Origin of the sequence: Brevundimonas fontaquae (assembly GCF_017086445.1) — a bacterium.
GTDB classification, from domain to species: Bacteria; Pseudomonadota; Alphaproteobacteria; order Caulobacterales; family Caulobacteraceae; genus Brevundimonas; species Brevundimonas fontaquae.
Genome location: NZ_CP070968.1, coordinates 1,598,541 through 1,618,009, shown reverse-complemented (window position 1 = coordinate 1,618,009; position 19,469 = coordinate 1,598,541). Strand labels below are relative to the sequence as shown.

General features: G+C 66.4%; 24 protein-coding genes. 17 read left to right on the top strand and 7 right to left on the bottom strand.

From position 1 onward, the window contains the following. Nucleotides 1-16: 16 nt before the first annotated feature. Genes JX001_RS07955 through copM form a run of 3 tightly spaced genes read right to left on the bottom strand, consistent with a single transcriptional unit; the run spans nucleotide 17 to nucleotide 2,543 of the window. Entirely contained in the window at nucleotides 17-688 is a 672-nt protein-coding gene (locus JX001_RS07955) for an MBL fold metallo-hydrolase (RefSeq protein ID WP_055808303.1), read from the bottom strand. A gap of 11 nt (nucleotides 689-699) precedes the next feature. Beyond that, nucleotides 700-2,139: a YncE family protein gene (locus JX001_RS07950; protein WP_055808301.1), complete on the bottom strand. Its 1,440-nt coding sequence runs from the start codon at nucleotides 2,137-2,139 to the stop codon at nucleotides 700-702. After that, a complete protein-coding gene (gene copM, locus JX001_RS07945) occupies nucleotides 2,136-2,543 on the bottom strand; it encodes a CopM family metallochaperone (protein ID WP_066554618.1) in 408 nt (135 codons plus the stop codon). Before copM ends, JX001_RS07950 begins: the two co-directional genes overlap by 4 nt. Before the next feature lie 115 nt (nucleotides 2,544-2,658). Here copM and JX001_RS07940 point away from each other — a divergent pair, with 115 nt between their 5' ends. The 7 genes from JX001_RS07940 (at nucleotide 2,659) to JX001_RS07910 (ending at nucleotide 8,169) form a co-directional block, all read left to right on the top strand. Next, nucleotides 2,659-3,543: a LysR substrate-binding domain-containing protein gene (locus JX001_RS07940; protein WP_055808299.1), complete on the top strand. Its 885-nt coding sequence runs from the start codon at nucleotides 2,659-2,661 to the stop codon at nucleotides 3,541-3,543. Nucleotides 3,544-3,653: 110 nt separating this feature from the next. Next, on the top strand, nucleotides 3,654-4,145 hold the full coding sequence (locus JX001_RS07935) for a uracil-DNA glycosylase (protein ID WP_165116552.1): 492 nt from the start codon (nucleotides 3,654-3,656) through the stop codon (nucleotides 4,143-4,145). Between the two features lie 127 nt (nucleotides 4,146-4,272). Further along, the gene (locus JX001_RS07930; RefSeq protein WP_156363211.1) at nucleotides 4,273-4,794 is read left to right on the top strand and encodes a hypothetical protein; all 522 of its coding nucleotides are present in this window, start codon (nucleotides 4,273-4,275) and stop codon (nucleotides 4,792-4,794) included. Nucleotides 4,795-4,816: 22 nt separating this feature from the next. Next, nucleotides 4,817-5,998 (top strand): TDT family transporter, encoded by a 1,182-nt coding sequence (locus JX001_RS07925; protein WP_055808292.1) that lies wholly within the window; start codon nucleotides 4,817-4,819, stop codon nucleotides 5,996-5,998. Nucleotides 5,999-6,031: 33 nt separating this feature from the next. Beyond that, nucleotides 6,032-6,655 carry a DsbA family protein gene (locus JX001_RS07920; RefSeq protein WP_082503531.1) on the top strand — a complete coding sequence of 208 codons (624 nt, stop codon included), beginning with the start codon at nucleotides 6,032-6,034 and terminating at the stop codon, nucleotides 6,653-6,655. Between the two features lie 7 nt (nucleotides 6,656-6,662). Beyond that, nucleotides 6,663-7,652: a malate dehydrogenase gene (locus JX001_RS07915; RefSeq protein WP_066550122.1), complete on the top strand. Its 990-nt coding sequence runs from the start codon at nucleotides 6,663-6,665 to the stop codon at nucleotides 7,650-7,652. 91 nt (nucleotides 7,653-7,743) lie between these two features. Further along, nucleotides 7,744-8,169, top strand: coding sequence for an OsmC family protein (locus tag JX001_RS07910; RefSeq protein WP_055808285.1), 426 nt, complete (start codon nucleotides 7,744-7,746; stop codon nucleotides 8,167-8,169). A gap of 538 nt (nucleotides 8,170-8,707) precedes the next feature. Here JX001_RS07910 and JX001_RS07905 read toward each other — a convergent pair. Then, entirely contained in the window at nucleotides 8,708-9,472 is a 765-nt protein-coding gene (locus JX001_RS07905; protein ID WP_205682995.1) for a MauE/DoxX family redox-associated membrane protein, read from the bottom strand. 68 nt (nucleotides 9,473-9,540) lie between these two features. On the opposite strand from JX001_RS07905, the gene JX001_RS07900 reads away from it, so the two are divergent. From JX001_RS07900 to copD, 5 genes are all read left to right on the top strand, one after another. Beyond that, nucleotides 9,541-9,954 (top strand): MerR family transcriptional regulator, encoded by a 414-nt coding sequence (locus JX001_RS07900; RefSeq protein ID WP_055808281.1) that lies wholly within the window; start codon nucleotides 9,541-9,543, stop codon nucleotides 9,952-9,954. A 149-nt stretch (nucleotides 9,955-10,103) separates the two neighbouring features. Beyond that, on the top strand, nucleotides 10,104-10,547 hold the full coding sequence (locus JX001_RS07895) for a DUF305 domain-containing protein (RefSeq protein WP_082503530.1): 444 nt from the start codon (nucleotides 10,104-10,106) through the stop codon (nucleotides 10,545-10,547). Between the two features lie 96 nt (nucleotides 10,548-10,643). After that, nucleotides 10,644-11,090 carry a DUF305 domain-containing protein gene (locus JX001_RS07890; protein ID WP_205682994.1) on the top strand — a complete coding sequence of 149 codons (447 nt, stop codon included), beginning with the start codon at nucleotides 10,644-10,646 and terminating at the stop codon, nucleotides 11,088-11,090. A gap of 209 nt (nucleotides 11,091-11,299) precedes the next feature. Further along, nucleotides 11,300-11,662, top strand: coding sequence for a copper homeostasis periplasmic binding protein CopC (copC, locus tag JX001_RS07885; protein ID WP_205682993.1), 363 nt, complete (start codon nucleotides 11,300-11,302; stop codon nucleotides 11,660-11,662). Nucleotides 11,663-11,666: 4 nt separating this feature from the next. Continuing rightward, entirely contained in the window at nucleotides 11,667-12,581 is a 915-nt protein-coding gene (gene copD, locus JX001_RS07880) for a copper homeostasis membrane protein CopD (RefSeq protein ID WP_205682992.1), read from the top strand. A gap of 175 nt (nucleotides 12,582-12,756) precedes the next feature. Here the strand turns inward: copD and JX001_RS07875 are convergent, their stop codons facing one another. Genes JX001_RS07875 through JX001_RS07865 form a run of 3 tightly spaced genes read right to left on the bottom strand, consistent with a single transcriptional unit; the run spans nucleotide 12,757 to nucleotide 14,913 of the window. Next, a complete protein-coding gene (locus JX001_RS07875) occupies nucleotides 12,757-13,248 on the bottom strand; it encodes a YybH family protein (RefSeq protein WP_017505545.1) in 492 nt (163 codons plus the stop codon). A gap of 40 nt (nucleotides 13,249-13,288) precedes the next feature. Beyond that, nucleotides 13,289-13,765, bottom strand: coding sequence for a DUF411 domain-containing protein (locus JX001_RS07870; RefSeq protein ID WP_066629153.1), 477 nt, complete (start codon nucleotides 13,763-13,765; stop codon nucleotides 13,289-13,291). Next, nucleotides 13,762-14,913: an acyltransferase family protein gene (locus tag JX001_RS07865; protein ID WP_155966146.1), complete on the bottom strand. Its 1,152-nt coding sequence runs from the start codon at nucleotides 14,911-14,913 to the stop codon at nucleotides 13,762-13,764. Before JX001_RS07865 ends, JX001_RS07870 begins: the two co-directional genes overlap by 4 nt. Before the next feature lie 129 nt (nucleotides 14,914-15,042). On the opposite strand from JX001_RS07865, the gene JX001_RS07860 reads away from it, so the two are divergent. The 5 genes from JX001_RS07860 to JX001_RS07840 all read left to right on the top strand — a co-directional run bounded on the left by JX001_RS07860 (nucleotide 15,043) and on the right by JX001_RS07840 (nucleotide 19,465). Further along, nucleotides 15,043-15,324, top strand: a complete 282-nt coding sequence (locus JX001_RS07860) for a hypothetical protein (protein ID WP_017505548.1) — start codon at nucleotides 15,043-15,045, stop codon at nucleotides 15,322-15,324. Further along, entirely contained in the window at nucleotides 15,321-15,761 is a 441-nt protein-coding gene (locus JX001_RS07855; protein WP_017505549.1) for a Spy/CpxP family protein refolding chaperone, read from the top strand. The genes JX001_RS07860 and JX001_RS07855 overlap by 4 nt, the downstream gene beginning before the upstream one ends. 9 nt (nucleotides 15,762-15,770) lie before the next feature. Next, on the top strand, nucleotides 15,771-16,334 hold the full coding sequence (locus JX001_RS07850; RefSeq protein ID WP_017505550.1) for an RNA polymerase sigma factor: 564 nt from the start codon (nucleotides 15,771-15,773) through the stop codon (nucleotides 16,332-16,334). A 126-nt stretch (nucleotides 16,335-16,460) separates the two neighbouring features. Then, a complete protein-coding gene (locus JX001_RS07845) occupies nucleotides 16,461-18,272 on the top strand; it encodes a copper resistance system multicopper oxidase (RefSeq protein ID WP_409514909.1) in 1,812 nt (603 codons plus the stop codon). Then, nucleotides 18,269-19,465 (top strand): copper resistance protein B, encoded by a 1,197-nt coding sequence (locus JX001_RS07840; protein ID WP_241004801.1) that lies wholly within the window; start codon nucleotides 18,269-18,271, stop codon nucleotides 19,463-19,465. Before JX001_RS07845 ends, JX001_RS07840 begins: the two co-directional genes overlap by 4 nt. Nucleotides 19,466-19,469: the final 4 nt, after the last annotated feature.

Sequence of the window (19,469 nt, the reverse complement as noted above, 5' to 3'; positions counted from 1 at the left end):
GGAGGTGCAGACTGCGTCAGTCATGGTCAGAGACGTCGAACCCGTCTCCGGGCGCCATCGGCCGGTGCAGTTTGATCCCGGCCTTGTCCAGATAGGGCTCGTAGACGTCGTAACGCTGCCTGAGGAAATAGTCGCGAGCGTAGCCGTCATGGACCGGGACGACCGATTTTGGCTTCATCCGTTTGGCGAACGCATGGACAGTGAGCTCGGTCAGGTAAGGCGCCATCACCGGAAGGGCCAGCACCTCCACGCCCGCGAACCGATCCAGACGGCTGTCGAAACTGTCGCCCGGGTTGAGGAAAACGTCGTTGACGAGGAAGGCTGTCAGTTGCGGGCTCTCGTCCGACAGGATGGGCTCATGCGCGACCGGCTGAGCCTGCAGCCGGAACGCGCCGAAGGTCCGTTCGCCCTCCTCGAACACCGTGACCGACAGCCCCTTCTCGCCGAGCTTGTCGGCGACCTCGCCGTTGCCGACGAGTGTCGCGCCACTCGCCTGCACGATCCTGGCCAGAGCGTCAGGGTCGATGTGGTCGGGATGGCCGTGCGTCAGGACGATCGTCGAGACATCCGAAAAGACAGCAGGATCGACCCGTCCGTCGACGAACGAAAACTTGCCCGGATCGAAGAGCAGTCGATCTGCACCGATCGTCAGGCGCAGGCAGCTATGGACGAACTTGTCGATCCGCATGGCGGCCGGTCCTATTCCGACTGTCTCTGGACGACCGCGCCGATCGCCTCGGGCGTGCCCGAGGCGATGACCAGCCAACGGCGGGGTGCGCCGGCGTCGGCGGCGACCACCTGACGGATCGGGCCCACGGCGTTGACGACCGCAGACCCAGCCGGATTGGTCATGAACTTCGTCAGAGGCTCGAGCGTCCCCGATCCGTCCGCCGCATTGGCGAAGGCGAGGACATAGGGCTTGCCGGGTTGGAGGCCTGCGGCGGCGATCTGCAGCATCTGGACCTGCCCCTGCTCGAACAAGGTCGCCTGGGACCGGGTGTCGCCCTCGCCCGTCAGAACGAGTTGATGCGAGGCGCGAGCTGCGCCCAGGGGCGTGAGGTTGGCCCTGCCGTCACCCTGAGTGACCGCACGCGGCACATAGGTGACCCCTTGCGGTCCCTGACCGATCGGCACGGTGGCGATCACGCGGTTGGCCAGGGTGTCGATGACCGCCACGCCGTCGCCATTCTCCAGCCCGACGTAAATCCGCGAGCCGTCGCCGGAGGGCCACAGACCGTGCGGCAGCGACCCCACCTCGATCTCCGTCACGAGCGTGAAGGTGTCGGTGCGATAGACCTTGACCCGGTTCTCGGTCCCGACGGTCACATAGGCGAACTGGCCCGCCGCGTTGCGCACGATGTTGACGTGGTTGGTCAAGGGGCCGGTGTCGAGCGTCTGTAGGACAGCGAACGGCGGACGGGCGTTGAAAACCATGGTCTTGCCCACGTCCTTCAGCGTCATCCAGACCTGGCTTCCATCGGGCGTGGCGGCGATGTCGGGGCAGAACGGACTGGCCTGGGCCACCCGACCGACGATCTGACGGGTCGCGGTCTCGACTACCACCGTCTCGGGACTGAAGCTGGAGCAGATGTAGGCGTAGCGGCCGTCCGGCGAGAAGATGGTCATGCCCGGCCCGTTGGGCGTCTCGACCCGGGCGGTCTCCTGATAGGTCGCGGCGTCCAGCACCGAAACATAGGCCTCGCCCCGCACCGTGACCCAGACCTCGCGGCCGTCCGGCGTGAAGAAGGCCTCGTGCGGAGAGCGCCCGACATAGGTGGTATGTTTGACGGTGTTGCTGGCCGTGTCGATGAAGCTGACCGAGTTGGACCCGATCGAGACCACGGCGATCGTCTTGCCGTCCGGCGCCGCGCCGATGCCGTGGACCAGCAACTGGCCCTTGTAGAGCGGGCTGAGGTTGGCCGGAGTCGGTTCGCCGAGGGAAATCACCCCCAGCAGGCCGTTGGTCGAGGGATCGACCACCGAGACGGTGTTGGAGAACTGGTCGGCCGAATAGAACCGATCCTGGCTGCTGATCGGGATGGCGGGCGCCGCCGCCGCGCCCGGAACCTGATCGGCCAAGGCGTGTCCGGCGGACAGGCTGAGAACAAGGGCGGCGATGGCGCGGGCTGTCAGGGTCATGATCCGTGTCCGTGATGGGTCGAGGTCGCGCCGCCGGTCGGCGTCGGCGCATCAGAATGGCGGGTCAGGTAGTCGCGCATCAGGGCGATTTCCTGGGTCTGTTCAATGATGATCCCCTGGGCCAGACGCTTCATGGTCTCGTCCTGCCCGTACAGAAGCTCGACGCGCGCCATGTCGATGGCGCCCTGATGATGCGGGATCATCATGGCGGCGAAGTCCACGTCTGGGTCGCCGGTGGATTCTACCGCCATGTCGCGGTGCATCCGCTCCATCGCCTCGGCCATCGCCGCATCGAAGTCCGAGCCGGGCATCTGTGCGAAGGCCATAACTGCGGCACCGGCAATCGCCGAGCCAAGCGCCAGGACGCCGGTTCTGATCCATCGGGAGGGTGGGGCGTGGGTCATGATCCGATCCTGCAGGCGATCGTCCCGGACGACCAACGCGATGTTCCGCTCGGAACGTTCGCCGTCGCCGAACGTTCCCTGTCGAAGTCGCCGCTTCGTGGGTTAGGATTGTCCCATGACCCTGGACCAGCTCCGCATCTTCGTCGCCGTCGCCGAGCGCCAGCACGTAACCCGCGCCGCCGAGGCCCTGAACCTGACCCAGTCGGCGGTCAGCTCGGCGGTGACGACGCTGGAGGGCCGCCACGGCGTCGCCCTGTTCGACCGCGTTGGCCGCAACATCGTCCTGAACGAGGCGGGCGCAACCTTCCTCGTCGAGGCCAAGGCGATCCTCGCCCGTGTCGAGGCGGCGCAGGACGCGCTCGACGACCTGGGCGGCCTGAAACGCGGACGACTGTCGATCCACGCCAGCCAGACCATCGCCGGCTGGTGGCTTCCCGCCCGACTGACCCGGTTTCATCAGGCTCATCCCGGCATCCGCATCGAGGTCTCGATCGGCAATACGCGCGAGGTGGCCGACGCTGTCCTGGAGGGCTGCGCTGAACTGGGTCTGGTCGAGGGCGAACTGAACGAGCCGGCGTTGAGCCGTTCGGTTCTGGATCACGACGAACTGGTGCTGGTCGTGGCGGCCGACCACCCCGCCGCCCAGGACGGCGCCGGGCCGCCGGACCTGAAGCAAATGACCTGGGTGTTGCGCGAGCCCGGCTCCGGCACCCGGTCGGCTTTTGAGACGGCCCTCAATCAGCGCGGGCTGGCCATCGACGCTCTGGACGTGGCCATGACCTTGCCCGGGAATGAGGCGGTCGCCGCCGCCGTCGAGGCCGGTGCGGGAGCGACGGTCGTGTCGCGCAATGTCGTCGCCGCGCGCCTGCGCGCCGGCATCCTCGCCGCCCTGCCCCTGACCTTGCCCGACCGCCCGTTCTGGCTCCTGCGGCACAAGCAGCGCTATCGCTCAAAGGCGGGCGAGGTGTTCCTGGCGTCCCTGACGGCGTCACGCCATTGAGCGCGTCGGCTCGTCAAGGCGGTGTCTGGCCTTCACTGGTGAATGACCGCGCGCCGCCTCACACGCATCTCGAGGGACTGAACGGATTCCTGAGAGCTCTGGATAGGGGCGTGGGCGCTCAACAAGGTACGCCGAAGTTCGACCCCCTCGACGGTGGAGACGAGGCGGAAATCCTTGTGCTTCTGGAGACACCGGCCCCGGGACCGCAAGCGGATCGCCTCGTCTCCATCGACAATCCCACGGGCACCGCGCGCAACCTGAAGCGCGCGATGGAAGCAGCGGGGCTCGACCGCCGCCGCATCGTCCTTTGGAACACGGTCCCCTGGCTTCGCTCGGGGTCCGCGCGACCGCTGACAAGACAGGAGATCGCCTCCGGCCTGACCACGCTAGAGGGACTGGTCACCCCGCTTCATCGCCTCAGGGCCGCGGTATTGTGCGGCCGCGTCGCCGCGATGGCGGCTCCGACGCTGACCCGCCTGCGGCCTGAAGTGGAGCTGTGTCTCGCGCCACACCCGAGCCCGACGTTCATCAACACCGCCCCCGAGCATCGTCTTGGCCTGCAGGCCGCCTTTGCGTGGGCAGCCGCGCTGATCACCCCCTAGGGCGTTCATTCGATCAAAGCGAACAAACCTATCTAAAACATCCGTTGGAGCTGATGATCCAAGAGGCGCATCCCGGATGTCGAGGAGCGCGCCGAAGACTGGCCTCCACTCCGAAAGGAGAGCCGCCATGACCACCCTTCTCGCCGCTCCGGCCATGCGCCAAGGCCGCAGGTCCGTCGCCAGGCGCCAGGCCATCGGTCCTGAGAATGTAAAACCGCAGACGCCTTTCATTCCGCCTTCTCCCATCGCCGCGACCCAATCCGGCGAGACCTTGCACCGGGTCCAGCCTGGCGTCGGCCTTACCGGCGTTCACCCCGCAATGGTCAAGGCGGTCGCGGGTCTCTACGCCGCCATGGTGGCCGTGTTCTGGCTGGTGTTCGGTCACGGCGAGGCGATGCTCGCCCTGGGCTTCATCACCGTTCTCGGCCTGATGTTCTTCGGCCTTCTCACCGGGATGAGCCTGCTGGCCGATACGCCTGCGCCGGGCGAGCGCATCCGCTCCTTGAACGATTGCCTCGCCGGTCGCGTGATCATCGACACGGGCTGGATCAGCGGCCGCGAAGCCGCGTTGCAGATGCTGACCCTGCCCGCCTGCCTTCTGGTCACCGCCGTCGTGCTCGGCGCCGTCTATCGCTTCACCGCGGGCTGACCGCTCGTCTGGATAACCTCTCATGGCTCATGACATTCACGTTCGCGACGTCGCCTTCGGCCTTCGCCCGTTGGCGAGTCTGCAATCGCCCAGGGAGATCGTGCGGCAGTTCACGCCGAACTGGTTCGCCGCCACCATGGGAACCGGCATCCTCGCCCTGGCGCTGAACCAGCTTCCGGTCCCCATACCCGGCGTAAAAATCGTCGCCGAAGCCCTGTGGGTTTTCAACATCGGCCTGTTCGCCCTGTTCACCGTTCTCTACGCGGCGCGCTGGATCTTCTTCTTCGACGGCGCGCGACGAATCTTCGGCCATTCGGTCGTGTCGATGTTCTTCGGCTGCATCCCGATGGGGCTGGCGACCATCATCAACGGCCTGATGGCCTTCGGCCTGGCGCGCTGGGGCGAAGGCGTCGTGCCGGTCGCCGAAGCCCTGTGGTGGATCGACGTGGCCCTTGCCGTCGCCTGCGGCATCGGCATCCCCTTCATGATGTTCACCCGCCAGGAGCACGCCATCGACCAGATGACGGCCGTCTGGCTGCTGCCGGTCGTGGCGGCCGAGGTCGCGGCCGTCACCGGCGGCCTGATCGCGCCGCACCTCGCGGACCCGAACGCCGCCCTGTCGGTGCTGGTAGTCAGCTATGGCCTGTGGGCCCTGTCCGTGCCGCTGGCGATGAGCATCCTGGTCATCCTCGTGCTCCGCATGGCGATCCACAAACTGCCGCACGCCGGTATGGCGGCCTCCAGCTGGCTGTCGCTGGGCCCGATCGGCACGGGCGCGCTCGGCATGCTGGTGCTCGGCCAGGCCGCGCCCGCCATCTTCACCGCCGCCGGTCTGGGCCAGTACGGCGACGCCGCGCGCGGGATCGGCCTGATCGGCGGCCTGCTGCTGTGGGCCTACGGCCTGTGGTGGGCCGCGATGGCCGTGCTGATCACCCTGCGCTACTTGCGTCAGGGCCTGCCGTTCAATCTGGGCTGGTGGGGCTACACCTTCCCACTCGGCGTCTTCTCTGTCGCGACGCTGAAGCTGGGAACCCTGCTCCCCATCCCGGCCTTCAACCTGTTCGGCATGGCCCTGGTCGCCGCACTGCTGGTGCTGTGGCTGATCGTCGGCGCCCGTACGGTGCGCGGCGCCTGGCGCGGAGACCTGTTCGTCGCCCCCTGCCTCGCCGAGGCGGCCAAGCGCGACATCCCTTGCGCACGCTGATCCGCCTCCACTCCGTCCTTTCTGGAATCACCAATGCCTCATGACCTTTTCACGCCGTCACGCCGCGTCCTCATGGCGGGCGGCGTCGGCGCCTTGATCACCGCCTGTGCGCCGCGCGCGGCCGAAGCCGACGACATGGTGCTGGGCCAGGCTGACGCGCCCGTGACCCTGATCGAATACGCCTCGACCACCTGCGGCCCCTGCGCCCGCTTCGCCATCGAGGTGCTGCCCGAACTCCGGCGGCGCTACATCGACGCCGGGCGGGTCCGGCTGATCTATCGCGAATTCATCACCGGCCCCGCCAACCTCTCCGCCGCCGGCGTTCTGCTGGCGCGGTGCGCAGGCGAAGATCGCTATTTCGAGGTCATCGACGCCCTGATGCACGGCCAGTCCGAATGGGCGAACGGCGGCGGCCCGCGCGACGCCCTCCTGAGGATCGCGGCGCGGTTCGGCATCAGCGAGGCGCGGCTTCAATCCTGCATCACCGATCCCGAGGCCATCGCGGCCCTGGAGCGCCGTGTCGCCCGTGCCCGCGACGCCGGGGTGAATGGAACGCCGACGCTCTTCGTCCAGCACCGACGTCTGGACACCGCCCTGACCCTCGAAGCCGTCTCCGCCTCGATCGACCAAGCCCTTTCTCAAACCCCGCAATCCTGAGGTTCCGATGCCCAACGCCCCCGTCAAGGTCGCCGTCTCCGGCGCCGCCGGCCAGATCGCCTACGCCCTGCTGTTCCGCCTGGCCCAGGGCGATGTGTTCGGGCCCGACACCCCGATCGATCTTCGCCTCCTCGACCTGCCTCAGGCTCAGGCGGCGCTCCAGGGCGTGGTCATGGAGCTGGACGATTGCGCCTTTCCGCTACTAACCTCCATCCAGACCACCGACGACCCCATTATCGCCTTCGACGACATCGACGCCGCCTTTCTGGTCGGGTCGCGCCCCCGCGCCAAGGGCATGGAGCGCCGCGACCTGCTGGCGGCCAACGCCGCCATCTTCAAGACCCAGGGCGCGGCCCTGAACGCGGTCGCCAAACGCTCCGTCAAGGTTCTGGTGGTTGGCAATCCGGCGAACACCAATGCCTGGGTGGCGATCCAGTCCGCGCCGGATCTGCCGCCCGGCGCCATCACCTCGATGATCCGCCTCGACCACAACCGCGCCGCCGCCCAGTTCGCGCGCCGCGCGGGCGTCCCCGTCGATGCCGTGGAGAAGCTCGCGGTCTGGGGCAATCACTCCCCGACCATGTTCGCCGACTGGAGCCATGCGACCGTGGAGGGCCAGTCTCTGGCCGGGCTCATCAACGACGAGACCTGGTATCGCGACACCCTCATCCCTGAGGTGGCCCGTCGCGGCACGGCCGTGCTGGAAGCCCGCGGCGCCTCCTCGGCGGCCTCGGCCGCCAACGCCGCCATCAACCATATGCGCGACTGGGTGCAGGGCTCGAACGGCCGTTGGGTTTCGATGGGCGTCGCCTCGATCGGCCAGTACGACATTCCCGAAGGGCTGGTCTGCGGTGTGCCGACGACCTGCCGCGACGGCGTCTATGCGCCCGTCACGGGTCTGGAGCTCGACGCCTTCACGCGCGCCGGTCTGGCCGCTTCGGTGCAGGAGTTGATCGAGGAGCGCGACGCCGCGCTCGCGGTCCTGGCGGACGCCTGATCATCCGACGCCGTCGAACATGCTCATGTAGTCGCCGTCGCCAAGGCAGGCGACGGCGTCCCTGTTTTCCAAACTTCGCCGAAGGATTCCCATGACCGACGCAGCTTCCCGGCCCTCGATCGCGACCGACGCCGGTCTCGGCGGCCTACAACTGACGATCACCGCGGGCCCCGCCCGCTTCGTGGTCGACGAACCCGTCGCCCTGGGCGGGCTGGATCTCGGTCCGACCCCTCACGAGCTGGTGCAGGCGGCGCTCGCCTCCTGTACGGCCCAGACCCTGCGCCTGTACGCCAACCGGAAAGGCTGGACCTTGGGCGCCATGTCCGTCGAGGTCTTGTTGACCCGGGACTTGGGGGCGACACCGTCGGATCAGTTCACCCGAACAATCACTCTGCCGACTGGGCTACCGGAGGAACAGAGGATCCGGTTGCTGGAGATCGCCGACAAGTGCCCAATTCATCGGATGCTCGTAGGTACAGTTTCGATCGAAACGATCTGGTGCAAGGCGACCATCTAGCTGCGAGGCGAAGGCCATCGCCACGTCCCGCCCATCCCCCTCTTTCTCAGTGTTGGTCGGGACACGAAAAGTGTGGTCCCACTAGACACAAACTTCCATTCCGCCGGAAGCGGACCTTCGGAAGGTCAGCAATGAGTCAGAAGCGGACCCCAAATACCCACGAGAGATCGAGCATCTCCGGCACCCTTCACCACCGTAGATCTACGGGTTCGCGCTATCCCAACCCGACCGCTAATGTCGCCCTGGCGTCAACCAAATCGCCAGAGGCCGCACCCGCATGCCCGCCGCCCCTCACTCCCACTCGATTGCTCAGATGTCGATAACGCCATGAATTAAATGGAGTTGTTACACTCCACTCTGTCGGACACCGGCTCGGCAGCCGATCGATTGCTCAGCTCTTGAAAACATTAGCTAAATAAACCGATGTAAAAACCGCGTGATCGCGCAGTCTTTCGGGACGTATTGACAATCCCGATCTAGGTTCAACGATCGATTCCCGCCCGTTCACTTGCCTACGCTAGACTAGCATGAGCAGAACCTACATCGCCATCGCTGACGCCGGCAGAGCGTAATCCATGACCAGCATCCAGATCGCCATGGCGATCATCATCAGGTTCTCGGTGAGGGACAGGAAGCCAAGCGGCACATTGCTGTCTCCCCCGACGCAGGCGCATTTCAGTTCGCGCTTGTCGATGTAGACGGCCTTGAAGACCGAGACCGCACCAATGCCGCCGATGAAGAGGGCCACCGGAACCGACAACCAGGTCAGGACGCCCGAGACCATCAACGCACCCGCCCCGAACTCGGCGAACGGATAGACCTTGCCGTATGGCACCCACCGCTTGGCCAGCAGGTCGTAGTTCAGGAACATGGATGAGAAGCTCTCGAGGTTCTGGAGCTTCAGCATGGCCAGGGCCATCATCGACAGGGCGATGAACCACTCCCCTGCCCGCAGGGTGAACGGCGTGCCGAAAATCGTCAGGCTGAGCATCGTCGCCATCACGGCGGTAGTCAGGAAGACGACGAGGACCGGCGTGTAGGTGGTCGCCTTGGGATCGCGGACCTTGAGACCGAGATAGCGGCGCAAATCGTCGTGGCCGCCGACACGCTGACCGTCGATGAAGACCTGAGGGGTCGTCTTGACGCCGTGCTCGGCCTTGAAGGCGTCGGTCTGGTCGCGGGTGGTGAGCCAGTGGTCCTCGACCTTGTAGCCCCGACTCTTGAGCAGATGCCGGGCCTTGAGCCCCCACGGACAGGTGTGGTCGGGCATTACCATCCGATAGATGACAGCGGTCTTGGTCATTCCAGGCTCCTTGATCTTCAAATCTGAGCTGCAGGTCTTAAGTTCCGTACCGTGATACGGAGTCAAGCATGAACGTTCGGACTATCGCAGGGTTGGCGAGAGACGGCGGCGTCGGGGTGGAGACTGTTCGCTTTTATCAGCGTCGCGGATTGCTTCCGACGCCCGATAGGTGGTCTCGCGATGGCGCCGGCGCGGGGGTTCGACGTTATGGCGAGGAGGACGTGCGCCGGCTGAGGTTCATCCGCTCCGCACAGACGGCGGGCTTTACCCTGGAGCAGATCAAAGAGCTGTTGTCGCTCGACGCTGGCGAAGACCGCACGCGCGCCCGTGTGCTGGCGGCGGAGAGGCTGGAAGCGCTCGATCGAACCATCTCCGATCTTGAGACGGCGAGAGCGGCGTTGCGCCGACTGGCGAGCGCCTGCGCGGCGAACGACAGCGGACCGTGTCCGATCATTTCAGCCTTTCAGGGTGAAAAGGTTTGAAATCGTGCCCTGTCTTGGCGAACGGGTGGGATGGCCGGCATCCGTCCCGCCTGGAAAAACGCAATCCGACTGCGTAGCCGCGCAAGCGTGAGGACCGGAACGTCCCATAGCCAGAACTGTTCGTTGATCATCACTTTCGGAGAACGAAGATGTCGATCAAGCTGAACGCCGGTCTGGCGACCGCCGCCCTGTCCGTGCTCCTGACCGCGTGCAGTCCTGCGGGTCAGGCCGATAGAACCGAGACGGCCGATGCGGGCTCGGCGACTGAACAAAGCGCTCCGGCGGCCCAGCCGATGGCGGGGCCTGAGACGCCCTATTCCGCGTCCGAACAGCAGATGCATCAGGCCATGATGCAGGCGCACGGCGCAGACCCGCAGGAGACCTATGCCCTGAAGATGATCGAGCACCACCGGGGCGCCATCGCTATGTCGGAGGTCCTGATGCGGGAAAACCCCGATGCCGCGCTCCGCCAGATGGCCGAAAAGACGATTACCATGCAGCGCCAGGAGATCACGGAGCTGGAGCAGTGGGTCGCGCAACATCGATCCAGCGCAACAGCCCCCGCCGCGGGTTCGGTGCAGCCCGGAGCCTGATGCGGGACGATTACGCGCGGGAAATGGTCTGCCCGCGCGTATGTGCTTTTGGACGGCGTCGATCGTCGGCGTCGGTTCGCCGGCGGGAGGTCCCTCATGCACGACAAGAGCTATCGCAACCTGGCGATTGAACTCATCGTCCACTTCATCATCATGTATTTGGTGATGTTCACGATGATCGCGACGCTCGATCACTTCAACTTCAATCTGAACAACGTCTACATGACGCTGATGATGGTCGCACCAATGGCCATCCTTATGCTGGTTCTGATGCGCGAGATGTATCCGAACAATCGTCTCAACCTCGCCATCGGGCTGACCGCGATGATCATCTTCGCGGGCAGCTTCTACGCCATGCGCACCCAGGCGGCGATCGGCGACAAGGAACTCATTCGCGGGATGATCCCCCACCACTCCGGCGCGATCCTGATGTGCGGCAAGGCCAAGCTGAGCGACCCAGAACTGGTCGCGCTGTGCGGAGAGATCGTCGAGGCGCAGGAGCGCGAGATCCGCCAGATGCAGGCCATTCAGGATCGGCTCTGAGGGCTTTCCGGCGGGACATTTCCGCTGGTCCCGCCAAGCGGCCATTCCCGTTCGAGGCGACGGCAGGCGGCTTCGCTCGCCGCCGCGAGGTTTGTCGTCGTTTCCACGGAGTGAGGCCATCCAACGTCGGCGGCCGTTGGCGAGGGGAATGTCGACGCGACGCGTAGACTAGTCGAAGGCCGGAGCGGCCAATCGTCAGGAGACACAGTATGCGTGCATTCAACCCCGTTCCCTATGTCGCCTTGGCGGCTGCGGTCGTCCTCGCCGCTGGACCAGCTGCGGCTCACGCCCGTCTTGTCAGCGCCACGCCCGCACCGAACGCCACGGTCGGTGCGACCCGCACACTGACCTTGACCTTCAGCGAGCGCTCTGTGCCTGCGTTCTCCGGCTTCGACGTGGTCAACTCGGCCGGCGAGAAGCTCGCGGTCCGCACTTCGGTCGCTGAAGACGGCAAGACCCTGACCGGGACTCTGACGCGACCGCTGACTGCTGGCGACTATCGCGTCGACTGGCGCATCGCCTCGAGCGACGGTCACCGCATGACCGGCTCGTACACCTTCACGGTGCGCTGACGCCGTGCTCGAGATCGCGGTCGTCGCGCTCCGGTGGCTCCAGTACGCCGGAGCCGTCGTCCTTCTCGGGACGCCGTTGTTCCTGTTGTACACCTTCAGGCGCGGCGACGGCGTGGATCTCACCTGGTCGCGCGCGATCCTGATAGGGTCAGGTTTGGTCGTCGTCGCGAGCGCGCTCCTGGCGCTACTCGCACAGACAGTGGTCATGGCGGGCTCGCTGGCGGAAGCCATCAAGCCTGTGTCTCTGTCTTTCATGATCACCGGCACGGCCTTGGGGAAAGCCATGGTCGCGCGGGCCGCCCTCGCCCTCGCAGCCGTCGTCGCGGTCCTGGCCTTGAGACCGGGCAAGACGGCCTGGAGCATCTCGCTAGGCCTTGGGCTCTTCGTGGTCGCGAGCTTCGCTTGGACTGGACACGGCGCGGCGACAGAAGGCCCCGAGGGCCTGGTCCACCTCGCCTCCGACATGGTCCATTCCGTCGGGGCGGCCCTTTGGCTTGGTGCGCTTGTAGCGCTGACGATCCTGCTGCTTCGCCGCCCCGGGGTCGACGATGGGGCCCTCTACCGTGCCTTGCATGGGTTCTCGGGCCTGGGCACGCTCGCCGTAGTCCTTCTTGTGGCCACGGGTCTCGCGAACAGCTGGTTCCTCGTCGGATCGGAGCGTTTCGTGAACCTTGGCGAAAGCCTCTATGGACAGCTTCTGATCGCCAAGCTGGCGCTCTTCGTGCTGATGCTGGGCCTGGCGGCGGACAACCGTTTCCGCCTGACACCCGCCCTGCGTCTGGAACTGGAGCACACAGGACAGTCAATCTCGGCGGTTCGACGGCTGCGGCGCAGTATCGTCACGGAGACGGCCCTCGGGCTCGTCGTCCTCGCCGTCGTCGCGCTTATGGGCACCCTCCCTCCGCCGGTCGCGACGTGATCCGACGATCTAGTGGCCCGCGGCGTGGAGCACCGCTGCGGTCGTGGCGCCATTCTCCGAGGTCGAGATGTTGTCACGTCCTCCCATCGGGCTTCCCGGATCCCGGCTTAAGCGGACAAATACGGTCTGAACGCCGCGCGCTTTCGCACTGAGGCGTTCAAACCGGAGAGGCGGATTACCGCGGAGCGCGCGACGACCAGTGAATGTGATGGATGCGCCAGCCGTCGGCGTGGCGCTTTAGCACCATGGTTTCCGTTGTCAGACGGTCCACGGCGCGTCCGTTGAACTGACCGGTGGTGCGGCCTTCGCTCGTGATCCACGCCACATCGCCGTCCGCCCAGCCCGATCTGCGGCTTACGACATTGTCCGACGCGGCCGCGAAGGCGGCGTCCGACGCAAGATGGTGAGAGGCGTATTCGTCGCGCGAGCGCTCCGCTCCGCCCTCTTCAAAGATCATGACGTCGGGGGCCAGAAGCAACAGGGCGGCAGATGTGTCACCGGCCTTGAGCGCGGCATGGAAGGCATCGACGGTCGTGGCCGCCTCCGTCGCTTCCGCGCTGATCGACCCCGCGGTCTGGGCATGGCCGTGAGAATGGTCCTGCGCGACAGCGGGCGTCACCGACAGGACGGCGAGAGAGAGGGCGAGAACGAGAGGTTTGGGGGACATGATGGGCTCCGGCTTATGAATCAGGTGAGACAAGGTCAGGTCAGGTGGGCGGGTTGTGACGGGCGAACACCTGCGTCGCGCCGGAGCGAAGCACCAGCAGCGTGTCGTAAGGGTCCTTGTGTCCCTGCGGCGTCTCCATGCCGGGCGAACCGAGGGGCATGGCCGGAACCGCGAGACCGAGCGCTGCCGGCCGCTCGGCAAGCAACCGTATGACGTCCCGTGCCGGAACATGGCCCTCTACGACATAGCCATCAATCAACCCGGTGTGGCAGGAGGCCAGGCTGTCCGGAAGCCCCCGGCTGCTGCGGACGGATTGGAGGCTCGGCAGAACGGTGATGGTCGTGTTGAAGCCAGCCTCCCGCATGTGCGAGATCCAGGCGTCGCAGCACGCACAGGTTGGCGTCTTGAAGACCGTGAGGGTTCTCGACGCCTGGGTCTGGGCGCAGGCTGTTCCGGTCAGGGCGACGCTGACGGCGGCGCCTAAGAAAAGCCTTCGGTGGAGGTAGGCGGTCGTCAAAAGGGCTCTCCCTGATCGCTGTGAACGGTGCGTCTGGCGTCGGCATCCGGCATCCGACCGAAGGTGCGCCGCCTCAGCCACTGGCGGCTCGGTCGCTCGACCAGACCATAGATGGCGGCCGCCGCGGCGAGGGTCACCGCCAGCATCGCCGCCAGTTCCAGAAGCCCCATTCGATAGTCGCCCGGCCAGCCCCCGATGGCCTGGGCGGCATTGCGCCAGACCATCAGGATCGGAATATGGACGAGGTAGAGGGCGAACGAGGCCTCACCGGCGAAGATTGCGACCGGGTGCGACAGGAAGGTTCTGACACCCGCCTTGGCGAGCAGCGCCAAGGCGAGAACGAAGGGTCCCGACGCGGCGACGATAAGGCGATCATCGGCCCCGATCTGCATAGCGAGCAAGAGGAGCGCGGTGGCTCCGACGGCGCCGACGATCGCGACGCGCGGGGACGGCGCCCAGCGCGCTCCGAGATAGTAGAGGCCAATCCCGAGCAGGAACTCCGGAATGATGCGCAAGACGCCCATATTGTCTTCCGCCCGGGGCAGAACCGAGCCGAACCAATGCCGGTAGATCGCATCCAGCAGGATGAACAGGCTCGTCGCCGCGGCTACGAGCATCCATGGCCTGTGTCGAAACCGCAGGGCGACCGCAGCATAGGCTGGAAAAGCGAGATAGACGAACCATTCGGCTGACAGCGACCAGGCGGGCCCGTTCCACAGGACCATCCCGTCTCGCGGCAACCAGGCCTGAACCAAAAAGAGGGTGGCCAGAAAATCCGCAGGATTGAACCGCCCGGGCTCCAGGCCGATGCCCAACACCGGCGCGGCGAGCACCAGCAACAGCATCGCCAACAGGATGAACAAATGCGCCGGGTATATGCGCGCGAACCGCGCCGCGATGAACCGCCTGTAGTTCACTGGCTGATCACCCTGCAGGTAAACGTGGGTGAGGATGAACCCAGACAGGATGAAGAAGATATCGACCCCGAGACGGGCCCGGTTTAACAGTCCGGCCGCACCTTCGGGCAGCGTCCATTGCAGCTGGTAGTGAAACAGCACCACGCCGAGCGCGAGGAAGAACCTCACCCCCGTCAGCGGATCGAGCCGATCCGGAAACGGACCCGCGGCCGGATCTGTCCTCTCGCTCACATCGCCTCCCCCGACACGAGCGGGTCCTCCCGGTCGTTCTCTGGTATCTACGCGGCGGACATCTCGTCCCCTCGTAAGGGGCCGGACGGTTTGGCGCGTATGGCAAAGGGGGCGTGATGCAGGTGCGCAATGACTGATGAGATCGAACGACTGATTGCGGCGGAAGGGCCAGACGATGCGGGGCGGCTGGACGGCCTGGAAGACGCTGTCTGGACACGGATCGCCGTGCGCCGGGAGGCGGCGTCAATGGGCCAGGTTCGGGTCGCCGCCGTAGGGCTGGCGCTCGTGCTCGGCGTGGCCAACGGTGGATTGCTCCTCGTGGCGTCGCCGCGGCCTGAGCCCTCTGAGTTGCGCATCTTCACCGTCTCGGCGGGCCTGTCGCCGCTCGGTCCACTGGATGCCCGGGGATGAGAGCGCGCTGGAAATCGATCGTCCTGACAGCCGTGCTGGCGGCGCTCGCCAGCGGCGCGGCGACCTGGGCGAGCGCAACCTGGGTCATGCGCGAGCGTCAGCCGCCGAGCCTGCATAGCGTCGTCCATGAGCAGTTGAACCTGAGCGCTGAACAGGATGGTCGTCTGGACGCGATCGAAGCGCGCTTCGCCGCGCGCCGCCCCGGGCTGGAGGCAGAAGTGCGAGCCGCCAACCGCGAGCTCGCCGCCGCCATCGCTGCAAGCGATGGGAACACGCCCCAGGTGCAGGCGGCGGTGGATCACTTCCACGTGGCCATGGGCGATCTGCAGAAGGCGACCATCGCCCACGTCTTCGAGATGCGGTCGGTGCTCACCCCCGCGCAGGCCGAGGTCTTCGACGCCGCCGTGGTGGACGCCCTGCGTGCCGACGCCGGCTAGGCGCGGCGCGTGAAGGACGGCGACAGCATTGAAGCCCGCGCGGCTGGCGGCGACGCCGGCGCGTTCGGCGCCTTGATGGCGGCGACCAAGGGCGATCTCTACAGGTTCGTGCGCCGCTATGTCGGCGACGAAGCGGAAGCGCACGACCTGCTCCAGGAAACTTACACCGCCGCATGGCTCGCCCTGCGAAGGTACGATCCGGCTCGCCCCTTCGAGGTCTGGCTCCGCTCGATCGCCCTGAACAAATGCAGGGACTGGAGCCGTCGGCGTGCGGTGCGTCGGGTGGTGCGCGGCGTCATGGGCCTCGACGCCCCCGAAGCGTCAGCGGTCCGGATGGAAACGCCATCTCCCGAAGCCCGACTGGACGATCGCCGTCGCGCCGAGGCGCTGCGCAGCGCGCTGACCCGCCTGCCTGACGGCCTCAAGGCCCCTCTCCTGCTCGCTACGCTCGAAGGTCGCTCGCACGGCGAAATCGCGGCGATCCTGGGCGTCACGACCAAGGCCGTGGAGACGCGGATCGCCCGCGCCCGCAAGCGACTTGCCGAGGACATGGCCGTTCCGGGAGGTGCTTGATCTCATCGGCCCGCCCGATGGCGAAGGGCGTTTCTTTTCGCGGTGTGGCGACCTGACGCAAGGGCGTTGTCGCCGACGTGCGTATGTCAACCAGAAGCCGACACGCGTCCGAGGAACCCCACGCTTATGCCCATGCCAAGTTTCGATCGCCGAATGCTTCTCAGGGGCGCCGCCGTTGGCGGCGGGCTGCTTGGCCTGCAGGGACTTCTGCCGGCCTGGGCGCAGACCGGTACGGCGGGCTTGAGAACGGCCCTGCCGACGTTGAGCGGGCCCAACATCGACCTGACGGTCGGCCACTCGCCCTTCACGGTCGGGGGGCGGACCGGCCATGCCGTGACGATCAACGGAGTGCTCCCGGCGCCCTTGCTGCGCCTGCGCGAGGGACAGAACGTGCGACTCTCCGTGACCAACGGGCTGGATGAGGACACTTCGATCCATTGGCACGGCCTATTGCTGCCGTTCCAAATGGACGGCGTCCCGGGCATCAGCTTCCCGGGCATCAAGCCGCGGGAAACCTTCGTCTATGAGTTCCCGATCAAGCAGTCAGGCACCTTCTGGTACCACAGCCACTCGAATCTTCAGGAGGCGATGGGCCACTACGGTCCGATCGTCATCGACCCGGCAGGCGCCGATCCCGTCGCCTACGACCGCGAGCATGTGCTGGTCCTGTCGGACTGGAGCTTTATGCACCCACACGAAATCCTGGAGAAGCTGAAGAAGAGCCCGGGCTACTTCAACCGGCAGCGCACCACGCTCGCCGGTCTGATCAACGGCAGCGACCGCATGAGCCTGGAGGAGCGGCGCATGTGGGGTGAGATGCGGATGGACCCGCGCGACATCCTCGACGTCAGCGGCTCGACCTATACCTATTTGATCAACGGCCACGGGCCGCAGGAGAACTGGACCGGCCTTTTCAGCCCCGGCGAGCGCGTGCGGCTGCGCATCATCAACGCCTCGGCCATGTCGATCTTCAACGTCCGCATCCCCGGCTTGCCGATGACCGTGGTGCAGGCCGACGGCGAGAACGTCCGCCCGGTCGAGACCGACGAGTTCCAGATCTCGGTCGCCGAAACCTACGACGTCATCGTCCGGCCGACTGAAGACCGGGCCTACACCATCGTCTCGGAGGCGATCGATCGCTCGGGGATGGGCCGCGCCACCCTTGCGCCGCGCCTGGGCATGACCGCCGAGGTTCCGCCGCTGCGCGAGGTCCCGAACCTGACCATGCGAGACATGGGCATGGGCGGAATGGATCACGGCTCAATGGGCGGCATGTCCGGAATGGACCACGGCACGATGGCCGGCATGGACCACGGCGCCCCAGCCCAAGGCGCGGCGCCGGCGGGCGAGATGGGCGGAATGTCCATGTCAGGCATGAACATGCGAGATCCCGAGAACGCCCCGCCGGACATGGCGGTCGGCGTGGGCGTCGACGCGATAGCCATGGCCCCCGCCAACCGCCTCGGCGAGCGGCCGATCGGCCTGACCAACGTCGATCACCGCGTTCTCGTCTACACCGACCTGGTGTCGCTGCAGCCGAACAAGGACCAACGCCCGCCGTCGCGGACCATGGAAATACACCTGACCGGCAATATGGAGCGGTTCATGTGGGGCTTCGACGGGCGGAAGTTCAGTGAACTGGTCGAACCCATCCGTTTCGAGCGGAATGAGCGGGTGCGCGTGACCTTGGTGAACGACACCATGATGGCCCACCCCATCCACCTGCACGGCCACTTCTTCGAACTGGTGACCGGCGGTCCCCCGGGGCATCAGCCGCTGAAGCACACGGTAAACGTCGCGCCCGGGGGCAAGGTGACCTTCGACCTGACCGCCGACGCGCCCGGCGACTGGGCCTTCCACTGCCACATGCTGATGCACATGCACGCCGGCATGTTCAATGTCGTGACGGTCCGGCCCATGGACGGAGCCGCGTCATGAACCGCTTCGCCGTCGCCCTCGCTCCGCTGATCCTCGCCGCCAGCGCCGTCACCGCCCAAGCGCAGGACCCGCACGCGGGCCATGTCATGCCGGCGACCGCGGCGCCGCGAGCCACGCCCGCTCCGGCCGTTCGGCCTCAGACGTCCACCCCGCCGCCGGCGCAAGACCCGCACGCCGGTCATGTCATGCCGCCCGCGCAAACGCCGCCAGCTGCCGACCCTCACGCCGGCCATCAGATGCCGGCTGAGCCCCCGGTCGTTGATCCGCATGCGGGTCACGACATGTCGACAATGCCGCCGACGGCGCAGCCCGATCCGCACGCCGGCCACGACATGTCCGCCATGCCCTCCACCCAGGTCGACCCTCGTGCCGGGCATGATATGTCGACCATGAGTATGGGACCGCCGGACGTGCCGACCAGCGCCGACAATCCCGGCCGTCCTCCGGAGGACCCGCTCCCAGTCGCCGCCCTGAGCGGCCCCACGCACGCCGCCGATCTGGTCTTTGGCGCCGAAGCGATGGCGGCCGCCCGTCAGATTCTGGTTCGCGAGAACGGCGAGGTCCGCACCACCGCCGTCATCATCGATCGTCTCGAAGCCGGCTTCGGCGGTGCTGAGGAGTCGTATCTCTGGGACGTCCAGGGCTGGAGCGGCGGCGACATCAATCGCTTCTGGTGGAAGTCCGAGGGCGAAGGCGACTTTGGCGGCAAGTTGGAAGAGGCCGAACTCCAAGCGCTTTACAGCCGCGCGATAGCGCCGTTCTGGGATGTGCAGGCCGGCGTGCGTCAGGATTTCCGGCCCGACGGCGAGGATACGACGCACCTGGTCCTCGGCCTCCAGGGCCTGGCGCCCTATTGGTGGGAGATCGACGCGGCCGCCTTCCTCTCCACCGAGGGCGACCTGACCGCCCGCGTCGAGGCCGAATACGACCAGCGCATCACCCAGCGCCTGATCCTCCAGCCCCGCCTCGAAATCGACGCCTCAGCCAGCGACATTCCGGAGTTGGAGATCGGCTCGGGCTTGTCGTCCATAGAGGCGGGCCTGCGCCTGCGCTACGAGTTCCGCAAGGAGTTCGCCCCCTATGTCGGCGTTGAGTGGAGCCGGGCGCTCGGAAACACCGCCGACTACATCGAAGCCCGAGGCGGTGAGGCTGATGACACCCGCTTCGTCGTCGGCCTCAAGGCCTGGTTCTGACCTA

Coding starts and splice junctions, on each gene's coding strand:
- JX001_RS07860 (WP_017505548.1), top strand. CDS start 15,043: ATGACTGATGAGATCGAACGACTGATTGCGGCGGAAGGGCCAGACGAT.
- JX001_RS07915 (WP_066550122.1), top strand. CDS start 6,663: ATGCCCAACGCCCCCGTCAAGGTCGCCGTCTCCGGCGCCGCCGGCCAG.
- copC (WP_205682993.1), top strand. CDS start 11,300: ATGCGTGCATTCAACCCCGTTCCCTATGTCGCCTTGGCGGCTGCGGTC.
- JX001_RS07940 (WP_055808299.1), top strand. CDS start 2,659: ATGACCCTGGACCAGCTCCGCATCTTCGTCGCCGTCGCCGAGCGCCAG.
- JX001_RS07910 (WP_055808285.1), top strand. CDS start 7,744: ATGACCGACGCAGCTTCCCGGCCCTCGATCGCGACCGACGCCGGTCTC.
- JX001_RS07875 (WP_017505545.1), bottom strand. CDS start 13,248: ATGTCCCCCAAACCTCTCGTTCTCGCCCTCTCTCTCGCCGTCCTGTCG.
- JX001_RS07930 (WP_156363211.1), top strand. CDS start 4,273: ATGACCACCCTTCTCGCCGCTCCGGCCATGCGCCAAGGCCGCAGGTCC.
- JX001_RS07955 (WP_055808303.1), bottom strand. CDS start 688: ATGCGGATCGACAAGTTCGTCCATAGCTGCCTGCGCCTGACGATCGGT.
- JX001_RS07950 (WP_055808301.1), bottom strand. CDS start 2,139: ATGACCCTGACAGCCCGCGCCATCGCCGCCCTTGTTCTCAGCCTGTCC.
- copM (WP_066554618.1), bottom strand. CDS start 2,543: ATGACCCACGCCCCACCCTCCCGATGGATCAGAACCGGCGTCCTGGCG.
- JX001_RS07920 (WP_082503531.1), top strand. CDS start 6,032: ATGCCTCATGACCTTTTCACGCCGTCACGCCGCGTCCTCATGGCGGGC.
- JX001_RS07925 (WP_055808292.1), top strand. CDS start 4,817: ATGGCTCATGACATTCACGTTCGCGACGTCGCCTTCGGCCTTCGCCCG.
- JX001_RS07895 (WP_082503530.1), top strand. CDS start 10,104: ATGTCGATCAAGCTGAACGCCGGTCTGGCGACCGCCGCCCTGTCCGTG.
- JX001_RS07890 (WP_205682994.1), top strand. CDS start 10,644: ATGCACGACAAGAGCTATCGCAACCTGGCGATTGAACTCATCGTCCAC.
- JX001_RS07855 (WP_017505549.1), top strand. CDS start 15,321: ATGAGAGCGCGCTGGAAATCGATCGTCCTGACAGCCGTGCTGGCGGCG.
- JX001_RS07845 (WP_409514909.1), top strand. CDS start 16,461: ATGCCCATGCCAAGTTTCGATCGCCGAATGCTTCTCAGGGGCGCCGCC.
- JX001_RS07905 (WP_205682995.1), bottom strand. CDS start 9,472: ATGACCAAGACCGCTGTCATCTATCGGATGGTAATGCCCGACCACACC.
- JX001_RS07900 (WP_055808281.1), top strand. CDS start 9,541: ATGAACGTTCGGACTATCGCAGGGTTGGCGAGAGACGGCGGCGTCGGG.
- JX001_RS07840 (WP_241004801.1), top strand. CDS start 18,269: ATGAACCGCTTCGCCGTCGCCCTCGCTCCGCTGATCCTCGCCGCCAGC.